The organism is Mesorhizobium sp. 128a, assembly GCF_053848025.1.
This window is the reverse complement of the sequence record NZ_JBSPKY010000003.1, coordinates 163336-181180: the sequence shown is the minus strand read 5'-3', so window position 1 is coordinate 181180 and position 17845 is coordinate 163336. Positions and strand designations below refer to the sequence as shown.

Below are 17845 nucleotides of genomic sequence, written 5' to 3'. Positions count from 1 at the left end.
GTCCACCACCTCAGACATTCGGTATGCTGGACCATTTTGTTTGCGCAGCCGGTGACCCTATGTCAAAAGCGGCCTGCCGCCTCCGGAGACGCTCCTGCTTGAAGTCTTTTCGCGACAAACGCCGCGACAACCGTCCGCCCGCAAAGGGCAGGGCCGAACACGCGCGGCCGCGGCCGGACACAGTCCGATCGGAAGCCAAATCGCAGCGGAATGAGGCAAAACCGGACGACCGGTCTGATCCCAAGCCGGCGCCTCGCATCCTGGCGCGCCGCGATGGCGCCCTGCCCGCCGAACGCCTGCCGGTGATCCTGGAAGTGGCGCCCAATCAGGATTATGCGTTGCTCGACAGCGGCGCCGGCGAAAAACTCGAACAATACGGGCCCTACCGCATCGTGCGGCCGGAGGGTCAGGCGATCTGGCAAAGGGCCCTGCCGGCGAGGGACTGGGACCGCGCCGACGCCATCTTCACCGGCGACACCGACGAAGAAGGCATCGGCCGCTGGCGCTTTCCCAAAACGCCGCTCGGCGAGACCTGGCCGATGAAGCATGACGGCATCGACTATCTCGGCCGCTTTACCTCGTTTCGCCATGTCGGCGTGTTCCCCGAACAGGCTTCGCACTGGGACCACATGGCAGGGCTGATCGCAGCGGCGAAGCGCCCGGTCAAGGTGCTCAACCTGTTCGGCTACACCGGGCTCGCGTCTCTGGTGGCCGCCCGCGCGGGCGCTGAGGTCACCCATGTCGACGCCTCAAAAAAGGCGATCGGCTGGGCGCGCGAAAACCAGGAAATGGCCGGCCTTGGCTCGAAGCCGATCCGCTGGATCGTCGACGACGCAGTGAAATTCGCCGAGCGCGAGGAGCGCCGCGGCAGCCGCTACGACATCATCCTGTTCGACCCGCCGGCGTATGGCCGCGGCCCCAAGGGCGAGGTCTGGCAATTGTTCGAGGATCTGCCTGGGCTGACCGACCTCTGCCGCGCGATCCTGACGCCGAAACCGCTGGCCGTGGTGCTGACCGCCTATTCGATCCGCGCCTCCTTCTTCGCCATCCATGCCTTGATGCGCGACACCTTTGCCGGCATGGGCGGCACGGTTGAGTCAGGCGAACTGATCATCCGCGAGCAATCCGCTGGGCGGGCACTGTCGACGTCGCTGTTTTCGCGCTGGGTGGCCTGAATGCCGGGGAGCCATAAATGAACGAGCGGCACGCCGGCGCGCCGGGGCAGGTGAAGGAAGTCACCAGCCTCGCCAACCCGCTGATCAAGGACATCAAGGCACTGGCGCAGAAGAAATTCCGCGATCAGCAGAACGCCTTCATGGCCGAAGGGCTGAAGCTGGTGATCGACGCGCTCGACCTCGGCTGGTCGATCAGGACGCTGGTCTTCGCCAAGGCCGGGCGCGGCAACGCGGCCGTCGAGAAGGTGGCGGCGCGCACAGTTGCCGCCGGCGGCACGGTGCTCGAAGTGTCGGAAAAAGTGCTGGTCGCCATCACCCGCCGCGACAACCCGCAAATGGTAGTCGGCGTCTTCGCCCAGAAGATGCTGCCGCTGAAGGACATCCGCGCTCATGACGGTGACGTCTGGGTGGCTCTCGACCGGGTCCGCGATCCCGGCAATCTCGGCACTGTCATCCGCACTGTCGATGCCGTCGGCGCCAAGGGCGTTATCCTGGTCGGGGAAACCACCGACCCTTTTTCGGTCGAAACCGTGCGCGCCACCATGGGCTCGATCTTCGCGGTGCCGGTAACCAGGGCCACGCCGGAAGCGTTCCTGGCCTGGCGAAACAGCTTTTCAGGCCTCGTCGTCGGCACCCATCTCAAGGGTGCGGTCGATTACCGCTCGGTCGATTTCTCCCGAGGCCCGGTGCTGCTGATGATGGGCAACGAGCAGCAGGGTCTGCCCGATAGTCTGGCCGAAAGCTGCGACCGGCTGCTCCGGATTCCGCAGGCCGGCCGCGCCGATTCGCTCAACCTGGCGGTCGCCACCGGCGTCATGCTGTTCGAGATCCGCCGCGGCGCCCTGAAGCTTGCCCCCGAGGATACCAAACCGTGAAATCATGGTCCCCCTACGTCCTGCTGGCCATCGTCGCCTTTGCGCTCGATCAGTGGATAAAATATCTGGTCGAGACCAGCCTCGCCTTTCAGGAGAAGATTGATCTGGTACCGTTCCTGGCGCTGTTTCGCACCTTCAACACCGGCATTGCCTTCTCGATGTTCGAGTCCTTTGGCGACACCGGCCTGGTGGTGATTGCGGTTCTCGTCGTCGCTTTCGTGCTATATCTCGCGACGCGTACGCCGCCCGGCCATGTGCTTGCCCGCATCGGCTTCGCGCTGATCGTCGGCGGCGCGCTCGGCAATCTCGTCGACCGCGCTACGTATGGCCACGTCATCGACTACATCCTGTTCCACACGCAGACTTGGTCCTTCGCCATCTTCAACCTCGCCGACGCCTGCATCTCGGTCGGCGCCGTGCTGGTCGTCTTCGACGAACTCATCGGCTGGCGGCGCGAGGCTAAGCCGCAAAGTCCCGACGCTTGAACGCCCGACTCTTTTGACCAATTGACCTCGCCGGACCGCCGCCGCACAGTCCGGCCAGTTTTGCCAGTCTTCGCAGCTGCTCGCCCGAGGAGAAAAAAGTGTCCGAGACGTTCAAAGCCATCCTCGTTTCGCGCGATGCCGAAAAGAAGCAATCGGTCGAGATCGTCGATTTCACCGAAGCCGATCTGATGGAAGGCGATGTCACCGTCGCGGTCGAGGCGACGACGGTCAACTACAAGGATGGGCTCGCTCTATCAGGCAAGGCGCCGGTGATCCGCCGCTGGCCGCTGGTGCCGGGCATCGATTTTGCCGGGACCGTCATGTCCTCATCTCATGCCGACTGGCGCAAGGGCGACAAGGTCATCCTCAATGGCTGGGGCGTCGGCGAAACGCATTTCGGTGCCTTTGCCGGGCGCGCCCGCGTCAACGGCGACTGGCTGGTGCCGCTGCCCGACGGCATCAGCGCCCACGATGCGATGGCAGTCGGCACCGCTGGTTATACGGCCATGCTGAGCGTGATGGCGCTGGAGCGGCACGGCATCCTGCCGGATCGCGGCCCGGTGGTGGTGACGGGGGCAGCCGGCGGCGTCGGCTCGGTCGCGGTCTCGATCCTGTCCAGCCTCGGCTACCACGTCATCGCCTCCACCGGCCGCAACGCCGAGAGCCCCTATCTGATCGACCTCGGTGCTGCCGAAGTGATTTCGCGCGAGGAACTCTCCCTGCCGGCCAAGCCGCTGGCCAAGGAGCGCTGGGCCGGCGGCATCGATGCCGTCGGCAGCCATACGCTGGCCAATGTGCTGTCGATGACCGCCTATGGCGGCGCGGTCGCCGCCTGCGGCCTCGCCGGCGGCATGGACCTGCCGTCGAGTGTCGCCCCGTTCATCCTGCGCGGCGTCTCGCTGCTCGGCATCGATTCGGTGATGGCGCCCAAGGCCGTGCGACTGGAAGCATGGCGCCGCATCGGCACCGATCTCGACCTGGGAAAGCTCGCCGGCCTGTCGACGACCATCGGCTTCGACGGCATCATCGCCGCCGCCCACGACATCGTCGACGGCAAGATCAGGGGCCGCGTGGTCGTGGATATGTGAGACCCCGAAGCCACCGGAACGGCGGCAAAAATGCATGACCGCTAAAATTCGAACGATCCGCCGCGCTTTTCCATAATCTATGTCTGACAAGGATTTCCGCATGATCGCGGAGTCCGCCAGGAAAGAGAAGAACCGTGCCGAGAGCGTCGCCGGGCCGAGCCCGGCGACGCCCAAGCGGCTGCTTGTTGCCCCACCACCGCTGGCCCCGGATTTTCCGCGCGCCACGCACGAGGGCCTGCTGTTCCTGACGGTCGTCGCCAGTGTCGCCCTGGCGGGCCTGTCCCACCTCAGCGGCGCGCCAATCTTCATCACGCTCGGCCTGCTGGCGATCGGGCTTGCCGGCGTCGCCATGCACCTGCGCAGCCGCCGCACGGTCCACCGCGCGACGGCCTTGCTTGACGAAACCGCCGCCCGCAGCCGCGCCGAGATCGAGACGCTGGCCGACCGCATGTGGGAAATGCAGGAGAGCGAGGAGCGCTTTCGGGGCTTGATCGATGCGCTCGGCGATCTCGTCGTCCACCGCGACCGCGACGGCCACATCGTCTATGCCAACAAGGTTTTCGCCGGCCTCGTCGGAACCGATCAGCGCGACCTTGCCGGCAGGACGCTGGCTGACCTGGGCATCGATGTCGGCATCGTTCCCGACGCCGCCTTTTCGGATCACGAATGCCTGAGTTCCACCGACGTCTCCATCCGCACACCGAGCGGCCCGCGCTGGTTCTCGTGGATCGAACTGTCGGTGCGCGACAAGGACAGCGGCGCCGTTTCACACCGGGCGATTGCCCGCGACATCACCGCCCGCAAACGCGCCGAATCCTCTCTGATTACCGCGCGCGAGCGTGCCGAATACGCCAGCCAGGCCAAGTCGCGCTTCCTCGCCACCGTCAGCCATGAGATCCGCACGCCGATGAACGGCATCATGGGCATGGCCAAGCTTCTGGCCGACACCAACCTGTCGCCCGAGCAGCGCACCTATGTCGGTGCCGTCTCGACCTCGGCCAGCGCCCTTTTGGCGCTCATCGAAGACCTGCTCGATTATTCCAAGATCGAGGCCGGCCGCTTCGACCCGGAACCGCAGCCGACATCTTTGCGCGAGATTGCCGACAACATCATTGAACTGATGGCGGCGAGAGCCTTCGCCAAGAATATCGGCCTTGGCTGTCATGTCGAGCCCGACGTGCCGCAGATGATCATGGCCGATCCGGGAAGAGTCAGGCAGGTGCTGCTCAACCTGATCGGCAATGCGATCAAGTTCACCGATACCGGCGGCGTGCTGGTTTCGGTTGCACGGGCCTGCACCGAGACCAGCGACCGCATCTGCTTCACCGTCGCCGACACCGGCCCTGGCCTGCGCGAAGAGGACATGGAGCGCATCTTCGAGGAATTCGAACAGTCCGACGGCACCTCGACCCGCACCCATGGCGGCGCCGGCCTCGGCCTTGCCATATCGAGGCGACTGGTCACCGCCATGGGCGGCGCAATTTCGGTGTCGAGCCGGCTTGGCGAGGGATCGGAATTCGTCTTCGAGCTCCCGGCCACAGGGGCAACCGAAGCGCCGCAGAACCGGCAGAACATCCTCGCCGGCCGGCGCGCCGTGATCGTGTCGAAGAACCCCGTCGAGGCCGACGCCATCGCCCGCACCATCCGTGCCCATGGCGGCACCGTCGATGTCGCCGCGACCGCTTCCCAGGCGGCGCCTCTTACCGACCACTGCGACGTGCTGTTGATCGATGCCGCCATGGAAGACAGCGACGGCAGGCTGCTCAAGCGCCTGCGCCAGAGCGGTTTTGCCGATTGCGAGGCGATCACGCTGATCGCGCCGACCGACCGCGGCATGCTTGGCGAATTCCGCGCCAGCGGCTACGCCACCTTCCTGGCAAGGCCGGTGCGCGGCGAAACGCTGCTGCGCGTGCTGCTGACCAGCTACGCTCCTGCTTTACCCCTGCCCAAGAAGCCGGAAAAAAGCGGCGCGTCGTCGCTTCGCGCCGCAGGCGCACGCCAGCATGGCCTGTCGGTGCTGATCGCCGAAGACAACGACATCAACGCCATGCTGGCCCGCGCCACGCTTTTGAAGGCAGGGCATCGCGTGAAGGTTGTCGGAAACGGCAAGGCGGCTGTCGAGGCAATCACCGAAGCCGGGCTGAAACACCGTTTCGACGTGGTGCTGATGGATCTGCACATGCCGGTGATGGACGGGCTGGACGCAATCGCCGCCATCCGCCGCCACGAGGAAGAAATGGCCGTGCCGCCGGTTCCGATCATGGTGCTTTCGGCCGACAGCCAGGAAAAGACGCGCCACACCGTGCTCGCGCACGGGGCCAGCGGCTTCGTCACCAAGCCGCTCGACCCCGAGGCTCTGGTCCATGCCGTCGAGGGCCAGGTGGCCGCCTGAGGCCGCCTCGGCATGCTCTCTGCCATCCCGTAAGGTAGCCGGTTGAGGGTTTTCGCCAGCCGACGAAGTATTGCCCGCAACGCCGTATCACGGTACTGTCACAATCCTGTTGCACCTACACCGTATCCCCGTGCCAAGAGGGATGGCTCGAAGGAGAATCACTCGTGCATACAGTTATGCCGGAATGTGACACTCGGCCCAACGCAGGCGGCGCTTTGCTCGCTGCGCGTAACGCCGATGCCGTCGCAACAGGCGCACCGCTGGGCCGGATCGGCAATCTCGAAGTGCGGCTTGCCCGCAACGAGGCCGAGATCGCTGCCGCACAGGAAGTGCGCTACCGGGTATTCTATGACGAGCTTGGCGCTAGAAAGGACCTGTTCCAGGCGCAGGACCGGCGCGACGCCGACCGTTTCGACCCGCTCTGCGACCATCTGCTGGTGCTGGACACCTCGATCTCCGGCCCCGAGCACCGCCGCATCGTCGGCACTTATCGCCTGTTGCGACAAGAAATCGCGGCGACCGCCGGCGGCTTCTATTCCGAAGGCGAATTCGAGCTGACCAAGCTGATTGCCCGGCATCCCGGCCAGCGCTTCCTTGAACTCGGCCGCTCCTGCGTTCTTAAGGAATACCGCTCCAAGCGCACCATCGAGGCGCTATGGCAAGGCATCTGGGCCTACATCAAACACTATGAGATCGGCGTGATGACCGGCTGCGCCTCGTTCCACGGCACGGTGCCGGCGGCGCATGCCGAGGCGCTCACCTACCTTGCCTATCACTGCCGCACCAATTCGGCCTGGGATGTGCGGGCGGTCTCCGGACGCTATTGCTCGATGGACCTGATGCCGATCGAGGCGGTCAACGCCAAGGCGGCGATTGCGGCCATGCCGCCGCTGGTCAAGGGCTATCTGCGCGTCGGCGCCCGCATCGGCGACGGCTGCGTCATCGACCGCGAATTCTCCACCGTCGATGTGTTCGTGGTGATGCCGGTCAAGGAAATCGGCGCCCGCTACGTGAATTACTATGGTGGGGAAGCCCAGCGCTTTGCGGCGTAGCGAATAGTGAGAGAGCTACGCGGCGATCCGCGGAGTGCCAATTCCTATTCGCTACTCACTATTCGTTATTCGCTCTCTCACGGAATATCCTCCGGCCGCCGCCCTGGGCGGCTCTTGTAGGACGGAAATGTCCAGCCGAACTTGAGCGCGCCGCCGCGCACCAGGAAAGCCGCGACGAAACCGGCGATATCAGACGCGAGCGGCGGCAGTCCGGCGAGGTCGCCAAGCGTGTAGAGGCCGGCACCCGCAAGCGCCGCGGTGACGTAGATTTCGGGCCTCAGCAGCACCGATGGCTCGCCCGCCAGCAGATCGCGCAGGATGCCGCCGAATGTGGCGGTCAGCACGCCCATGACAACGGAGACGACCGGCGAGCCGGTAATGGCCAGCCCCTTGGCCGCGCCCATCACCGAAAAGGCTGCCAATCCGATGGCGTCGAGCCAGAGCAGCCATTTCCAGCGGGATTCGACGCGGTGGGCAATGAAGAAGACCAGCACCGCAACCACTGCGCAGATCAGCACATAGCCGGAGTTGCCGACCCAAAAGACGGGCAGGTTGAGGATGACGTCGCGAAGCGTGCCGCCGCCGATGCCGGTGACGCTGGCCAGGAACAGGAAGCCGATAATGTCGAGTTGCTTGCGCGAGGCAGCAAGTGCCCCGGTCGCGGCAAAGACAGCGACGCCGGCGTAGTCGAGGAGGTCGATGGGATTCATGGGCTGAGCGAATAGTGAGTAGCGAATAGTGAGTAGCGGAATAGCACGACGCCGCAGATTAGTATCAGTCCCCTACTCGCTACTCCCTATTCGCTACTCGCTCTCTCAAGCGTCCTTCTCAGCCTGCTCATTCACCGGACCCGGCTCGACAGGCGCCTCGGCGGCCGCGATCTTGGGGCCGCCCTTGGCGACGCCGACCATGGCTGGCCGCAGCACCCGCTCGCCGATCGAATAGCCCGGCTGTACGACCTGGACCACGGTGTTGGCTGGCACGTCGGGATTGGGCACCTCGAACATCGCCTGGTGGAAATTCGGGTCGAACTTCTCGCCTTCCGGCTCGAGCTTCTTCACCCCGTGCCGCTCCAGCGTCGACAGCATGGCGCGCTCGGTGATCTCGACACCGTCGATCAGCGCCTTGAAGCCGGCGTCGCCGGCTGCCTTGGCCTCGGCCGGGATGGCGTCCAGCGCACGGCGCAGATTGTCCGACACCGACAGCATGTCGCGGGCGAAATTGGCCACCGCATAGGCGCGCGCATCGTGCACGTCGCGCGCGGTGCGGCGGCGCAGATTCTCCATTTCGGCCGCGACGCGCAGCGCGCGGTCCTTCAGTTCCTCGTTTTCCTTCAGCAGCCGCACCAGCGCTTCATAGTCGCCGTCGACGCCGCCTTGCGCACGCTCGGCCTCGTTCGTTTCGATATCCTCGGGCGCGCGTTCGTCTTTTGCCTGGTCGCTCATCGCCGTTTCCCGTCATTCGAATGGTTTGGATTTGCGCTCGATATCGAGGTTTGGCGGTCAAAAATCAAGGGGCAAGCGATGCTTGGAGCCGTTCGGAGGACTTTGGCACGGATCGCAAAGATCTCTCGAAATTAATTCAAATTTTACCGTGATCGCCGGCTTTGCTTGCCAATATCCCGCTATGGGGGAACCATTCCGTGGCCGGAGGAGTTTCGAAGCCAACACAGGATTTTTGGGACAATGACAGGCAATAGCGGCAACAGGAGCGAAGGACTCGCCGCCGATATCAGGCGCCAGTTCGGCACCGAGGCAACGAAGCGTTTCCTGCGCAGCTTGCCGGCATTCACCACCGAGGCCGACATTCCGGAGCATTTTCGGGACCTGCTCGACCGTCTGGACGGCATAGAAGCCAGCGTGGCGGGCGACCAACGCCGGCAATAGCGACGCAATCGCGCGACAATTATGCGCAGTAATTTTGCGTGAGCCGTGCCTTGCGGCAACGGCAAGCCAAACCTATGCTTCCTGATGAACATGATTTCCCCTGAGACGGCCGCCAACAGCAAGCGCGCCTGGTTGAAGATTCTGGCGCGCTACAAGAAGCCCGACCGGCGACGTAGCGCCCTCGAACTGGCCATCACCCTCATTCCTTTCGTCACGCTGTGGGCGCTCTCTTCGGCCGCCTATTCCTACGGCCACTGGTGGGGCCTGATCCTCATCCTTCCCGCCGCCGGCTTCCTGGTGCGGATCTTCATGATCCAGCACGATTGCGGCCACGGCTCCTTCTTCGCCAACCGCACCGCCGACGACTGGATCGGCCGCGCGCTCGGCGTGCTGACGCTGACGCCTTATGATTGCTGGCGGCGCGCCCATGCGACGCATCACGCCAGCGCCGGCAATCTCGACGAGCGCGGCATGGGCGACATCAGGACGCTGACGGTTGCCGAATACCGGCAGCTGTCATGGCGGGGACGCCTTGCCTATCGTCTTTACCGCCATCCGCTGGTGATGTTCGGCCTCGGGCCGATCTGGCTGTTCATCTTCGAGCAGCGACTGCCGATCGGCATGATGCGCGGCGGCTTGACGCCCTGGGTGTCGACGATGACGACGAATCTCGCCATTGCGATTGCCGCGGCTCTGCTCATCTGGTGGATCGGCCCCGGCGCTTTCCTGGTTGTCCATCTGCCGATCGTTGTCCTCGCCGGTTCGGCCGGCATCTGGCTGTTCTACGTCCAGCACCAGTTCGAGGAGACGGAATGGGCGAAGGACGAAGAGTGGGAGTTCCAGCGTGCCGCGCTGCACGGCTCGTCCTATTACGACCTGCCGCCGGTGCTGAACTGGTTCACCGGCAATATCGGCGTCCACCACGTCCACCATCTCTCGGCCAAGGTGCCGGGCTACCGGCTGCAGGAAGTGCTCCGCGACTATCCGGAACTGCGCGGCATCGGCCGCGTCACGCTGCTCGACAGCCTGCGCTGCGTCAAGCTGGCGCTGTGGGACGAGAAAAGCCGCAAGCTGATCTCGTTTCGCGAAGCGCGCGCCACCGCCTGAAATAATCCCCACCGCGCCAGAGGCGCGGCGGTATTTTCTCCAGAAGCTGCTTAAGCAGCCTTGCGCTCGTCGCGCATCAGCGCCTTGCCATCGCGGATCTCCGTGCCGAGCACCTTCAGGCATTCGCGCATGAAGGCGGCGAGGCCAGGCCAACCCTTGGCCGACACCAGGTTGCCATCGACATGGGCGCCGGTCGGCGCGACATCGATGTAGATGCCTCCGGCCAACGTCACTTCCGGCTCGCAATATTGCAGCGCCGCGACTTCCCGGCCGCGCACCACGCCATCGACCGCGATCAGGATCTGCACGCCATGGCAGATGGTGAAGATCGGCTTGCCGGTCTCGTGGAAATGCCTGACCAGCGCCTGCACCCTTTTGTCGATGCGGATATATTCGGGTCCGCGCCCGCCGGCGGCGTAGACGGCATCGTATTGCGCCGGGTCGACCTCGGAAAACGTGTTGTTCAGGATGTAGTCGTGGCCGAGCTTTTCCGTATAGGTCTGGTGGCCTTCGAAATCGTGCAGCGAAGTCTTCAATATGTCGCCGGCCTTCTTGTCGGGGCAGACGACGTGCACCGTATGGCCAACCGCATGCATGGCCTGTTCAAATACGAAAATCTCGTACTCCTCGCTGAACTCGCCAACGAGCATCAATATCTTCTTGCCTGCCATGCCGGTTCCTCCCTTGCTGGCCAACATTTCGGATCGCGAAATAATGGCCTTATCCTAAGGGCATGCTCGCGACAGGGAAAGACCAAATCGCACAATTGGTCTTACCAGATAAGACAGTTTCCCATCGGAATTCGGGCCTTCCAGACGCGGCCCAGGAGAAACATCAAACGTGGTCCGACCAATGACTTAAAAGGTCAGGCGGCCCTGATCATGTCGGCCGCCTTTTCCGCGATCATGATGGTGGGCGCGTTGGTGTTGCCGCCGATCAAGGTCGGCATGACCGAGGCATCGACGACGCGCAACCCCTGCAGACCGCGCACCTTGAGCTCAGGATCGACCACGGCCATGGCATCGACGCCCATCTTGCAGGTACCGACGGGGTGATAGATCGTGTCGGCGCGCGCCCTGATATGCCCCATCAACTCGGCGTCGCTGGTAACGCCGGCGGTATAGATTTCCTTGTCGCGGTATTTCGCCAGCGCCGGCGCCTCCAATATGGCGCGCATCATCCTGGCACCCTTGAGCAGCAGGTCACCGTCCCTTTCGTCAGATAAAAAGCGAGGATCGATGCGCGGCGGCGCCAACGGGTCCGGGCTCGACAGCCCGACCTCGCCGCGCGAATGCGGCCGAAGCACGCAGACATGGCATGAGAACCCGTAGCCCAGATGCAGCTTGCGGCCGTGATCGTCGACGATGGCGATGCAGAAATGCAGCTGCAGATCGGGCCTGTCGACCGCCGGATCGGATTTGAGGAAGGCACCGGCTTCCGCATAGGGCGTGGCAATCATGCCAGTGCCGTTTCTGCGCCAGCGTGCCATATGCTTGAGCAGGCTAGGCAGACCGCGCAAGCCGATACCCATCATGTCGGCATTCTTCGATGTCCAGGCCAGGATGAAATCGAGATGGTCCTGCAGGTTCCTGCCGACGCCGGGCAGCTCATGGGCGACGGCAATGCCCTGCGCGGCAAGCTCGTCCGCAGGACCTATGCCGGATAGAAGCAGGAGCTGCGGCGAGCCGAAGGCGCCGCCGCAAACGATGACCTCGCGCCTGGCTTTGGCCACCGACTCGCTGTTGCCCTTGCGATAGCGGACGCCGGTGGCGCGCTTGCCGTCGAGCACAATGCCGGTGGCGTGCGCACCGGTGATGATTGTGAGGTTCGGCCGGTTCATCGCCGGATGCAGATAGGCGGCGGCCGCCGAGCAGCGCTCGCCATTCCTGGCCCCACCCCAGAACTGCGTGACCTGATAGAGCCCTGCCCCTTCCTGTTCCGGTCCGTTGAAATCCTCGTTGCGGCGGATCTGGTTTTCACCGCAGGCCTCGATAAAGGCTCGGGCGATCGGGCGCGGCTCCTGCTGTTCGCCGACCCTGAGTGGTCCGTCGCCGCCATGCAGCGCATCCGCGCCGCGCTGGTTACCTTCGGCCCGCCGGAAATAGGGCAGCACCTCACCCCACGACCAGCCCTCGCAGCCGAGACCCGCCCATTCATCGTAGTCGCTGCGATGCCCTCGCGTGTAAAGCATGGCGTTGATGGCGCTGGAGCCGCCCAGCGCCTTGCCGCGCGGCTGGTAACCCTTGCGGCCGCCGAGCCCTTGCTGCGGCACTGTCGCGAACGCCCAGTTGTTGATCTTGGGCCGGCCCGGCAACAGCGCAATGATGCCCGCCGGCGCACGGACCAGCAAATCCTTGCCCTCGCCGCCGGCTTCGATCAGGCAAACCGTTTTCGAAGGATCTTCGGACAGCCTTGCGGCAAGCGTGCAGCCGGCCGAGCCACCGCCCGCGATGACATAGTCGAAGTCCATGTCTCCCTCCCTGGCCGGCGGATATTTCCGTCCGGACAGCCAAGAGAAGGCCTGATTTCAGCCGATGTAAAGGCGGGTGGAATTGCCGCTGCGTCAGCTGTCGCGAACGCGCCGCCAGGAGTATTTCGGTCCCTTCGGCTCCGACGCTTCAGTCGGCTGGTAGTAGAGCCCCAGCCCGCCGATGCGGCCTTCCTCAAGCCGCTTCAGCAGCACCGGATTCGAAATCTCGAACTCGTCGAAGCCGAGCCGCAGCATATGTGGCAGCTGGTCGACCAGCACCTGGCCCGTGGCGCGAACCGCGCCCTCGAAATGGTAGCGGCTGCGCAGCAACTCGCCCTTGGAAAACGAGCGGCCGTCGTTGAAGGCCGGAAAGGCAAGCGCCACCAGCGACAGCTGGTCGAGCAGGTCAGCGATCTTTTCCAGCTGGTCACCGGGCTGCAGCGCAACGCCAAGCCGCTCCTTGGCCGAACGCCGCACTTCAGCATCAAGGCCGAGAAATGCCTGCAGCGGCAGGATGAAGCGGCCATTGCCCGCCAGCGCCTCGGCGCTTTCGGCGTGGCTCCACTCGTCCTCGCGAAAACCCGTCTGGGTCCAGAGCCGGGTCTCCGGTGTCGTCGGTTCAGTCATAAGAAATTCCTAAAAATTCAAACAGCTCAGGATGTGTTGAGATTCAGGTCAGGCCGAGTCGAAAATGGCTGATACCGAGAACCGGAGCGGAGCGTACTTGAAGTACGTGAGCACCGGAAGCGCAGGTAGCAGCCATTTGCAGACCGGCCTCACCTGAATATCAACACGTCCTAAAGGGAAGCGTCGGTCAGCGACTTCTCCAAGCCCGACAGATGGATGCCGCACTCGGTCTTGGCATGACCGGCCCAGCGGCCGCTGCGCGCATCCTCGCCGGGCTGCACCGGCTGCGTGCACGGAAAGCAGCCGATCGACAGATAACCGTAGGCAACCAAGGGATTTTCGCGCAGCGCATGCGCCCGCATATAGTCGGCCTGGTCCGATGTCGTCCAATGCGCCAGCGGGTTGATGCGCACGCGCGGGCCGACTGCCTCGAACACCGGCAGTGCCGCCCGCGTCGACGCCTGGAAACGCTTGCGGCCGGTGAACCAGGCGCGGAACGGTGCGACGCCACGCGCCAGCGGCTCGACCTTGCGCACGTCGCAGCAGGCATCGGTGTTGCTCTGGTGCAGGTTGCCGGTCGGGTCGATCCGCTCAAGCGCTGCTTCCTCGGGCTTGATCACCCTGACGTTGGTCAGCCCGAAATCGGCGACCAGCGCGTCGCGGTAGCCGAGCGTCTCCTCGAAATGCTTGCCGGTGTCGAGGAAGATGACCGGCAGCGTGCGGTCGACCTTGGCGATCATGTGCAACAGCACGGCCGAATCCGCGCCGAACGACGACACGGCGGCGATCTCGTCGTGAAACAACTCACCGGCCGCACGTTCGATGATCTCGAGTGCGCTCAGATGCCCATATAGCGCATCGAAGCCCGCCGCTTTCGCGGCGATGCTGTCGTCGACGTCGACGATACGGTCAAGCGGCCTTGGTTTCGCCAGCATAGAGCGCCTCCTTGAACGGCGCGGGACCGACACGGCGGTAGGCGTCGATAAAACGTTCACTGGGATTGAGCCGAAGGCCGAGATAGGTGTCGACGATCTGCTCGATGGCATCGGTGATCTCTTCCGAGGAAAAGCCGCGGCCGATGATTTCGCCGACCGACGTGTTCTCGTCGGCCGAGCCGCCGAGCGTCACCTGATAGAGCTCGGAGCCCTTCTTCTCGACGCCGAGAATGCCGATATGGCCGACGTGGTGATGGCCGCAGGCATTGATGCAGCCGGAGATCTTCAGCTTCAGTTCACCGATCTCGCGCTGCCGCTCCAGCGAGGCGAAGCGAAGCGAGATCTCCTGGGCGATCGGGATCGAACGCGCGGTCGCCAGCGCGCAATAGTCGAGGCCGGGGCAGGAAATGATGTCGCTGATCAGATTGGAATTGGCTGTCGCCAGGCCGATGTCGACCAGCGCGTCATAGACGGCCTTGAGATCGGCGCGCGCCACATGCGGCAGGATCAGGTTCTGCTCATGGCTGACGCGCAGCTCGTCGAAAGCGTATTTCTCGGCGATGTCGGCGACCGCTTCCATCTGGCTGTCGGTCGCGTCGCCCGGCACCTCGCCGATGCCCTTCAGCGAGATCGTCACCGCCGCATAATCCGGATGCCGATGCGTCACAACGTTCTGGTCGAGCCAGTCCGAGAAGCTTTTGGAATCGAGCCGTGCGAGCTTGACCGCCGCGTCGCCTTCCGGCCGATCCACCAGCCGAGGCGGGGCGAAATAGGCATCGATGGCGCGAATGTCGGCGTCCGGCAGCTTCAGTTCGGCGTCCTTCAATTCCTGCCACTCGGCCTCGACCTGGCGGGTGATTTCCTCGACGCCGGTCTCGTGCACCAGAATCTTGATGCGCGCCTTGTACTTGTTGTCGCGGCGGCCATAGAGATTGTAAACGCGCAGGATCGCCGTGCAGTAGGACAGAAGGTCGGCTTCCGGCAGGAAGTCGCGGATCTTCTTCGCCACCATCGGTGTGCGGCCCTGGCCACCGCCGACATAGACGGCAAAGCCCAGTTCGCCAGCTTCGTTCTTCTTCAGATGCAGGCCGATATCATGCGTCTGGATGGCGGCGCGGTCGCGTTCGGCCCCGGTCACCGCGATCTTGAATTTTCTGGGCAGGAACGAGAATTCCGGATGCACCGACGACCACTGCCGAAGGATCTCGGCGTAGGGGCGCGGATCGGCGACTTCGTCGGCAGCGGCACCGGCGAAGTGATCGGCGGTGACATTGCGGATGCAATTGCCGCTGGTCTGGATGGCGTGCATTTCCACACTGGCCAGATCGGCCAGGATCGCCGGAATGTCCGACAGCGCCGGCCAGTTGAACTGGATGTTCTGACGCGTGGTGAAATGGCCGTAGCCCTTGTCGTATTTGCGCGCGATGTGACCGAGCATGCGAAGCTGCGCGGCGTTCAGCGTGCCATAGGGCACCGCGATGCGCAGCATGTACGCATGCAGCTGCAGATAGACGCCGTTCATCAGCCGCAGCGGCCTGAACTGCTCTTCGGTGATTTCGCCGGACAGCCGGCGCTCGACCTGGTCGCTGAACTCGGCGACGCGGGCCTGGACAAAATCGTGGTCGAACTCATCGTAACGGTACATGCTTCGTCTTTCAGGGCGCGTCCGCCCGTTTTACTCAAAATCCTGGCTATGCCGCCCGCTCGGCCTGCTTGCCCAGATCGTTGCGGATGGTCGGGCCGGCGGCGCGGATCTTTTCGCGCAGCCGCACCGGCTCGACGACGCCATCGACCACTTCGGCGTCGATCAGGTTGACATCGACCACATCATTATCGGCATAGGCCTTGGCGCCGATCGCTTCGAGCCGATCTTCGGCCGCCTTGTCATGGGCGAGGTCGGCGTGGTCCACCGTCTCGGCCCAGCCGCCATCGGCGTACCAGACGGCGATGCCGTCGGTGAGGCGGTTTGCGGTCAGTATCTTCATTGTTCGACCTCTGCGGCGACCGTATTGGCGACGCCCTCATGACTATGTGCCGCGAGCGGCTCGGAACGTTCAAAGTTGGCGCCGGCGACCGCATCGCCGATGATGGTCATCACCGGGCCTGTCAGATCGGCGCGCGCTTCCAGCGACGGCAGATCGGCGAGCGTACCGTGGAAGCGGCGGCGGTTCTGCAGGCTGGCATTCTCGACCACCGCGACCGCCGTGTCCGGCGACAGGCCGGCCTCGATCAGCCGTCCGGCAACCTCGGCGGCGACCGAGCGGCCCATATAGACGGCGACGGTCGCGCCGGAGATGGCAAGCTTGGCCCAATCCGGCAGCGAATTTCCTTTCAGATCATGGCCGGTGGTGAACACCATCGACGACGAGACGCCGCGCAGCGTCAGCGGCAGTTCGAAATCGGCGGCGGCGGCGAAGGCAGCGGTGACACCGGGGATGACGTCATAGGCGATGCCGGCATCGCGCAGTGCGGCCATCTCCTCGCCGGCGCGGCCAAACACCAGCGGGTCGCCCGACTTCAGCCGCACGACGCGCTTGCCCTGCCCGCCGAGATCGACCAGCAACGCATTGATCTCGGCCTGGCTCTTGGTGTGGCAGCCCTTGCGTTTTCCGACAGGCAGGCGTTCGGCATCGCGGCGGCCCATAGCGACGATCGCCTCCGGCACCAGTGCGTCATAGACGATGACGTCGGCTTCCATCAAAAGCCGGTGCGCGCGCAGCGTCAAAAGATCCTCGGCGCCGGGGCCGGCGCCGACCAGGGCGATGTGGCCCGAAGCCGGTGCTTTCGACAGCAACAGATCGACGGCGGCGTCGTGCGCCTGCGAGAGCTCACCGGCCTCGACGGCACGGGCCGGCGCGCCTTGGAAAAAACTCCCCCAGAACTGGCGGCGGGCATTGCCTTTCGGCAGCAGCTTTTCGGCTGCACCGCGGAACGAGGCGGCAAGCGTTGCCAGAGGCCCGAGCGACGGCGACAGCATGCGGTCGATGCGGCTGCGCAGCATCTGCGCCAGCACCGGGCCGGCGCCCTCGGTGCCGATGGCAATGGCGACTGGCGCGCGGTTGACCAGCGCAGGGGTGAAGAAATCGCAGAGCTCCGGCCTGTCGACGGCGTTGACCGGGATACCCCGCCGGCGTGCATCCTCAGCGACGCGACGGTCGAGCGCCTCGTTGCCGCTGGCGGCAAACACCATGACCGCACCTTCGAGATGCGCGGCATCGTAGAGAGCGGCGACGTGGGTGGCGCCGGTCGCGGCGATGAAGGCCAGCAATTCGGCATCGGCCGTGTCAGTGATGATGCGCAGTGTCGCGCTCGACTGATCGAGCAGCCGCGCCTTGGCCAGCGCCTCGGCGCCGCCGCCGACAATGACCACAGCTTCGCCTTCGACCCGCATGAAGACGGGGAACGCGTTGAGCTTGGGATTGACCTGCGGCATGACGAACAGATTCCGGTACAAGGCGGCAGTTTTACGCGCGGGCGTGAAAAAGCTGAAGGAACCCACTCGCGCATCCCCACACGAGAGGCAATCGGTTTTCCGCAAGCCTGAAGGCGAAGAGAAAAATATTCCAGATCGGCTTATCGGGCGGATTCAAGCTGCTGCCGCAGGCCTTGTTCTGCGGCTCTTTTATCCGGGAGCAGGTCAGGCCGCAAAATTGTTTTTTCTAAATTCTACCAATTTAGTAGATTAAAGCCACCACCACGGACGCCGCTGCGATAGCCGGTTCGATCGACCGAATATGGGCTCGACGCGAGCCC

General features: G+C 64.3%; 18 protein-coding genes. 9 read left to right on the top strand and 9 right to left on the bottom strand.

Features of this window, described 5'->3' with window-relative positions; translation table 11 throughout:
• Positions 1 to 98: 98 nt before the first annotated feature.
• From ACWTU9_RS07130 to ACWTU9_RS07105, 6 genes are all read left to right on the top strand, one after another.
• Positions 99 to 1175 carry a class I SAM-dependent methyltransferase gene (locus ACWTU9_RS07130; RefSeq protein ID WP_455857690.1) on the top strand — a complete coding sequence of 359 codons (1077 nt, stop codon included), beginning with the start codon at positions 99 to 101 and terminating at the stop codon, positions 1173 to 1175.
• A gap of 17 nt (positions 1176 to 1192) precedes the next feature.
• A complete protein-coding gene (locus ACWTU9_RS07125; RefSeq protein ID WP_455857689.1) occupies positions 1193 to 2050 on the top strand; it encodes a TrmH family RNA methyltransferase in 858 nt (285 codons plus the stop codon).
• Positions 2047 to 2535, top strand: a complete 489-nt coding sequence (gene lspA, locus ACWTU9_RS07120; protein WP_454573423.1) for a signal peptidase II — start codon at positions 2047 to 2049, stop codon at positions 2533 to 2535. Before ACWTU9_RS07125 ends, lspA begins: the two co-directional genes overlap by 4 nt.
• Before the next feature lie 98 nt (positions 2536 to 2633).
• On the top strand, positions 2634 to 3623 hold the full coding sequence (acuI, locus tag ACWTU9_RS07115) for an acrylyl-CoA reductase (NADPH) (protein ID WP_455857688.1): 990 nt from the start codon (positions 2634 to 2636) through the stop codon (positions 3621 to 3623).
• 100 nt (positions 3624 to 3723) lie between these two features.
• Positions 3724 to 6015, top strand: a complete 2292-nt coding sequence (locus tag ACWTU9_RS07110) for a response regulator (RefSeq protein WP_455857687.1) — start codon at positions 3724 to 3726, stop codon at positions 6013 to 6015.
• 176 nt (positions 6016 to 6191) lie between these two features.
• Positions 6192 to 7067 (top strand): GNAT family N-acetyltransferase, encoded by an 876-nt coding sequence (locus tag ACWTU9_RS07105; protein ID WP_455857937.1) that lies wholly within the window; start codon positions 6192 to 6194, stop codon positions 7065 to 7067.
• Positions 7068 to 7144: 77 nt separating this feature from the next.
• Here ACWTU9_RS07105 and ACWTU9_RS07100 read toward each other — a convergent pair whose 3' ends face one another.
• Positions 7145 to 7777, bottom strand: coding sequence for a trimeric intracellular cation channel family protein (locus ACWTU9_RS07100; RefSeq protein ID WP_455857686.1), 633 nt, complete (start codon positions 7775 to 7777; stop codon positions 7145 to 7147).
• Positions 7778 to 7882: 105 nt separating this feature from the next.
• Entirely contained in the window at positions 7883 to 8512 is a 630-nt protein-coding gene (gene grpE, locus ACWTU9_RS07095; protein WP_454573419.1) for a nucleotide exchange factor GrpE, read from the bottom strand.
• A gap of 240 nt (positions 8513 to 8752) precedes the next feature.
• Between grpE and ACWTU9_RS07090 the strand changes: the two genes are divergently transcribed.
• Both ACWTU9_RS07090 and ACWTU9_RS07085 read left to right on the top strand, forming a co-directional pair.
• Positions 8753 to 8953, top strand: coding sequence for a hypothetical protein (locus tag ACWTU9_RS07090; RefSeq protein WP_454586023.1), 201 nt, complete (start codon positions 8753 to 8755; stop codon positions 8951 to 8953).
• Positions 8954 to 9037: 84 nt separating this feature from the next.
• A complete protein-coding gene (locus tag ACWTU9_RS07085) occupies positions 9038 to 10060 on the top strand; it encodes a fatty acid desaturase (RefSeq protein WP_455857685.1) in 1023 nt (340 codons plus the stop codon).
• Positions 10061 to 10110: 50 nt separating this feature from the next.
• On the opposite strand, the gene ACWTU9_RS07080 is transcribed toward ACWTU9_RS07085, so the two are convergent.
• The 7 genes from ACWTU9_RS07080 to cysG form a co-directional block, all read right to left on the bottom strand.
• Positions 10111 to 10731 (bottom strand): DJ-1/PfpI family protein, encoded by a 621-nt coding sequence (locus tag ACWTU9_RS07080; RefSeq protein ID WP_455857684.1) that lies wholly within the window; start codon positions 10729 to 10731, stop codon positions 10111 to 10113.
• Between the two features lie 194 nt (positions 10732 to 10925).
• The gene (locus tag ACWTU9_RS07075) at positions 10926 to 12530 is read right to left on the bottom strand and encodes a GMC family oxidoreductase (protein ID WP_455857683.1); all 1605 of its coding nucleotides are present in this window, start codon (positions 12528 to 12530) and stop codon (positions 10926 to 10928) included.
• A 93-nt stretch (positions 12531 to 12623) separates the two neighbouring features.
• Complete coding sequence (locus tag ACWTU9_RS07070) at positions 12624 to 13157, bottom strand: DUF934 domain-containing protein (RefSeq protein ID WP_454586026.1); 534 nt, start codon at positions 13155 to 13157, stop codon at positions 12624 to 12626.
• 170 nt (positions 13158 to 13327) lie between these two features.
• Positions 13328 to 14092 carry a phosphoadenylyl-sulfate reductase gene (locus tag ACWTU9_RS07065; RefSeq protein ID WP_455857682.1) on the bottom strand — a complete coding sequence of 255 codons (765 nt, stop codon included), beginning with the start codon at positions 14090 to 14092 and terminating at the stop codon, positions 13328 to 13330.
• Positions 14067 to 15737 carry a nitrite/sulfite reductase gene (locus tag ACWTU9_RS07060; RefSeq protein ID WP_455857681.1) on the bottom strand — a complete coding sequence of 557 codons (1671 nt, stop codon included), beginning with the start codon at positions 15735 to 15737 and terminating at the stop codon, positions 14067 to 14069. Before ACWTU9_RS07060 ends, ACWTU9_RS07065 begins: the two co-directional genes overlap by 26 nt.
• Positions 15738 to 15783: 46 nt before the next feature.
• The gene (locus ACWTU9_RS07055) at positions 15784 to 16077 is read right to left on the bottom strand and encodes a DUF2849 domain-containing protein (RefSeq protein WP_455857680.1); all 294 of its coding nucleotides are present in this window, start codon (positions 16075 to 16077) and stop codon (positions 15784 to 15786) included.
• Positions 16074 to 17525, bottom strand: a complete 1452-nt coding sequence (cysG, locus tag ACWTU9_RS07050; protein WP_455857679.1) for a siroheme synthase CysG — start codon at positions 17523 to 17525, stop codon at positions 16074 to 16076. The genes ACWTU9_RS07055 and cysG overlap by 4 nt, the downstream gene beginning before the upstream one ends.
• Here cysG and ACWTU9_RS07045 point away from each other — a divergent pair.
• Positions 17524 to 17778 (top strand): hypothetical protein, encoded by a 255-nt coding sequence (locus tag ACWTU9_RS07045; protein ID WP_455857678.1) that lies wholly within the window; start codon positions 17524 to 17526, stop codon positions 17776 to 17778. The genes cysG and ACWTU9_RS07045 overlap by 2 nt on opposite strands.
• Positions 17779 to 17845 lie beyond the last annotated feature (67 nt).

Bases quoted from the DNA above. Each gene is read 5' to 3' on its own strand.
- ACWTU9_RS07070 (WP_454586026.1), bottom strand. From the start codon at position 13,157: ATGACTGAACCGACGACACCGGAGACCCGGCTCTGGACCCAGACGGGT.
- ACWTU9_RS07060 (WP_455857681.1), bottom strand. From the start codon at position 15,737: ATGTACCGTTACGATGAGTTCGACCACGATTTTGTCCAGGCCCGCGTC.
- ACWTU9_RS07085 (WP_455857685.1), top strand. From the start codon at position 9,038: ATGAACATGATTTCCCCTGAGACGGCCGCCAACAGCAAGCGCGCCTGG.
- ACWTU9_RS07125 (WP_455857689.1), top strand. From the start codon at position 1,193: ATGAACGAGCGGCACGCCGGCGCGCCGGGGCAGGTGAAGGAAGTCACC.
- ACWTU9_RS07045 (WP_455857678.1), top strand. From the start codon at position 17,524: ATGACGAACAGATTCCGGTACAAGGCGGCAGTTTTACGCGCGGGCGTG.
- ACWTU9_RS07090 (WP_454586023.1), top strand. From the start codon at position 8,753: ATGACAGGCAATAGCGGCAACAGGAGCGAAGGACTCGCCGCCGATATC.
- grpE (WP_454573419.1), bottom strand. From the start codon at position 8,512: ATGAGCGACCAGGCAAAAGACGAACGCGCGCCCGAGGATATCGAAACG.
- ACWTU9_RS07080 (WP_455857684.1), bottom strand. From the start codon at position 10,731: ATGGCAGGCAAGAAGATATTGATGCTCGTTGGCGAGTTCAGCGAGGAG.
- ACWTU9_RS07105 (WP_455857937.1), top strand. From the start codon at position 6,192: ATGCCGGAATGTGACACTCGGCCCAACGCAGGCGGCGCTTTGCTCGCT.
- ACWTU9_RS07065 (WP_455857682.1), bottom strand. From the start codon at position 14,092: ATGCTGGCGAAACCAAGGCCGCTTGACCGTATCGTCGACGTCGACGAC.
- ACWTU9_RS07100 (WP_455857686.1), bottom strand. From the start codon at position 7,777: ATGAATCCCATCGACCTCCTCGACTACGCCGGCGTCGCTGTCTTTGCC.
- ACWTU9_RS07055 (WP_455857680.1), bottom strand. From the start codon at position 16,077: ATGAAGATACTGACCGCAAACCGCCTCACCGACGGCATCGCCGTCTGG.
- ACWTU9_RS07110 (WP_455857687.1), top strand. From the start codon at position 3,724: ATGATCGCGGAGTCCGCCAGGAAAGAGAAGAACCGTGCCGAGAGCGTC.
- cysG (WP_455857679.1), bottom strand. From the start codon at position 17,525: ATGCCGCAGGTCAATCCCAAGCTCAACGCGTTCCCCGTCTTCATGCGG.
- ACWTU9_RS07075 (WP_455857683.1), bottom strand. From the start codon at position 12,530: ATGGACTTCGACTATGTCATCGCGGGCGGTGGCTCGGCCGGCTGCACG.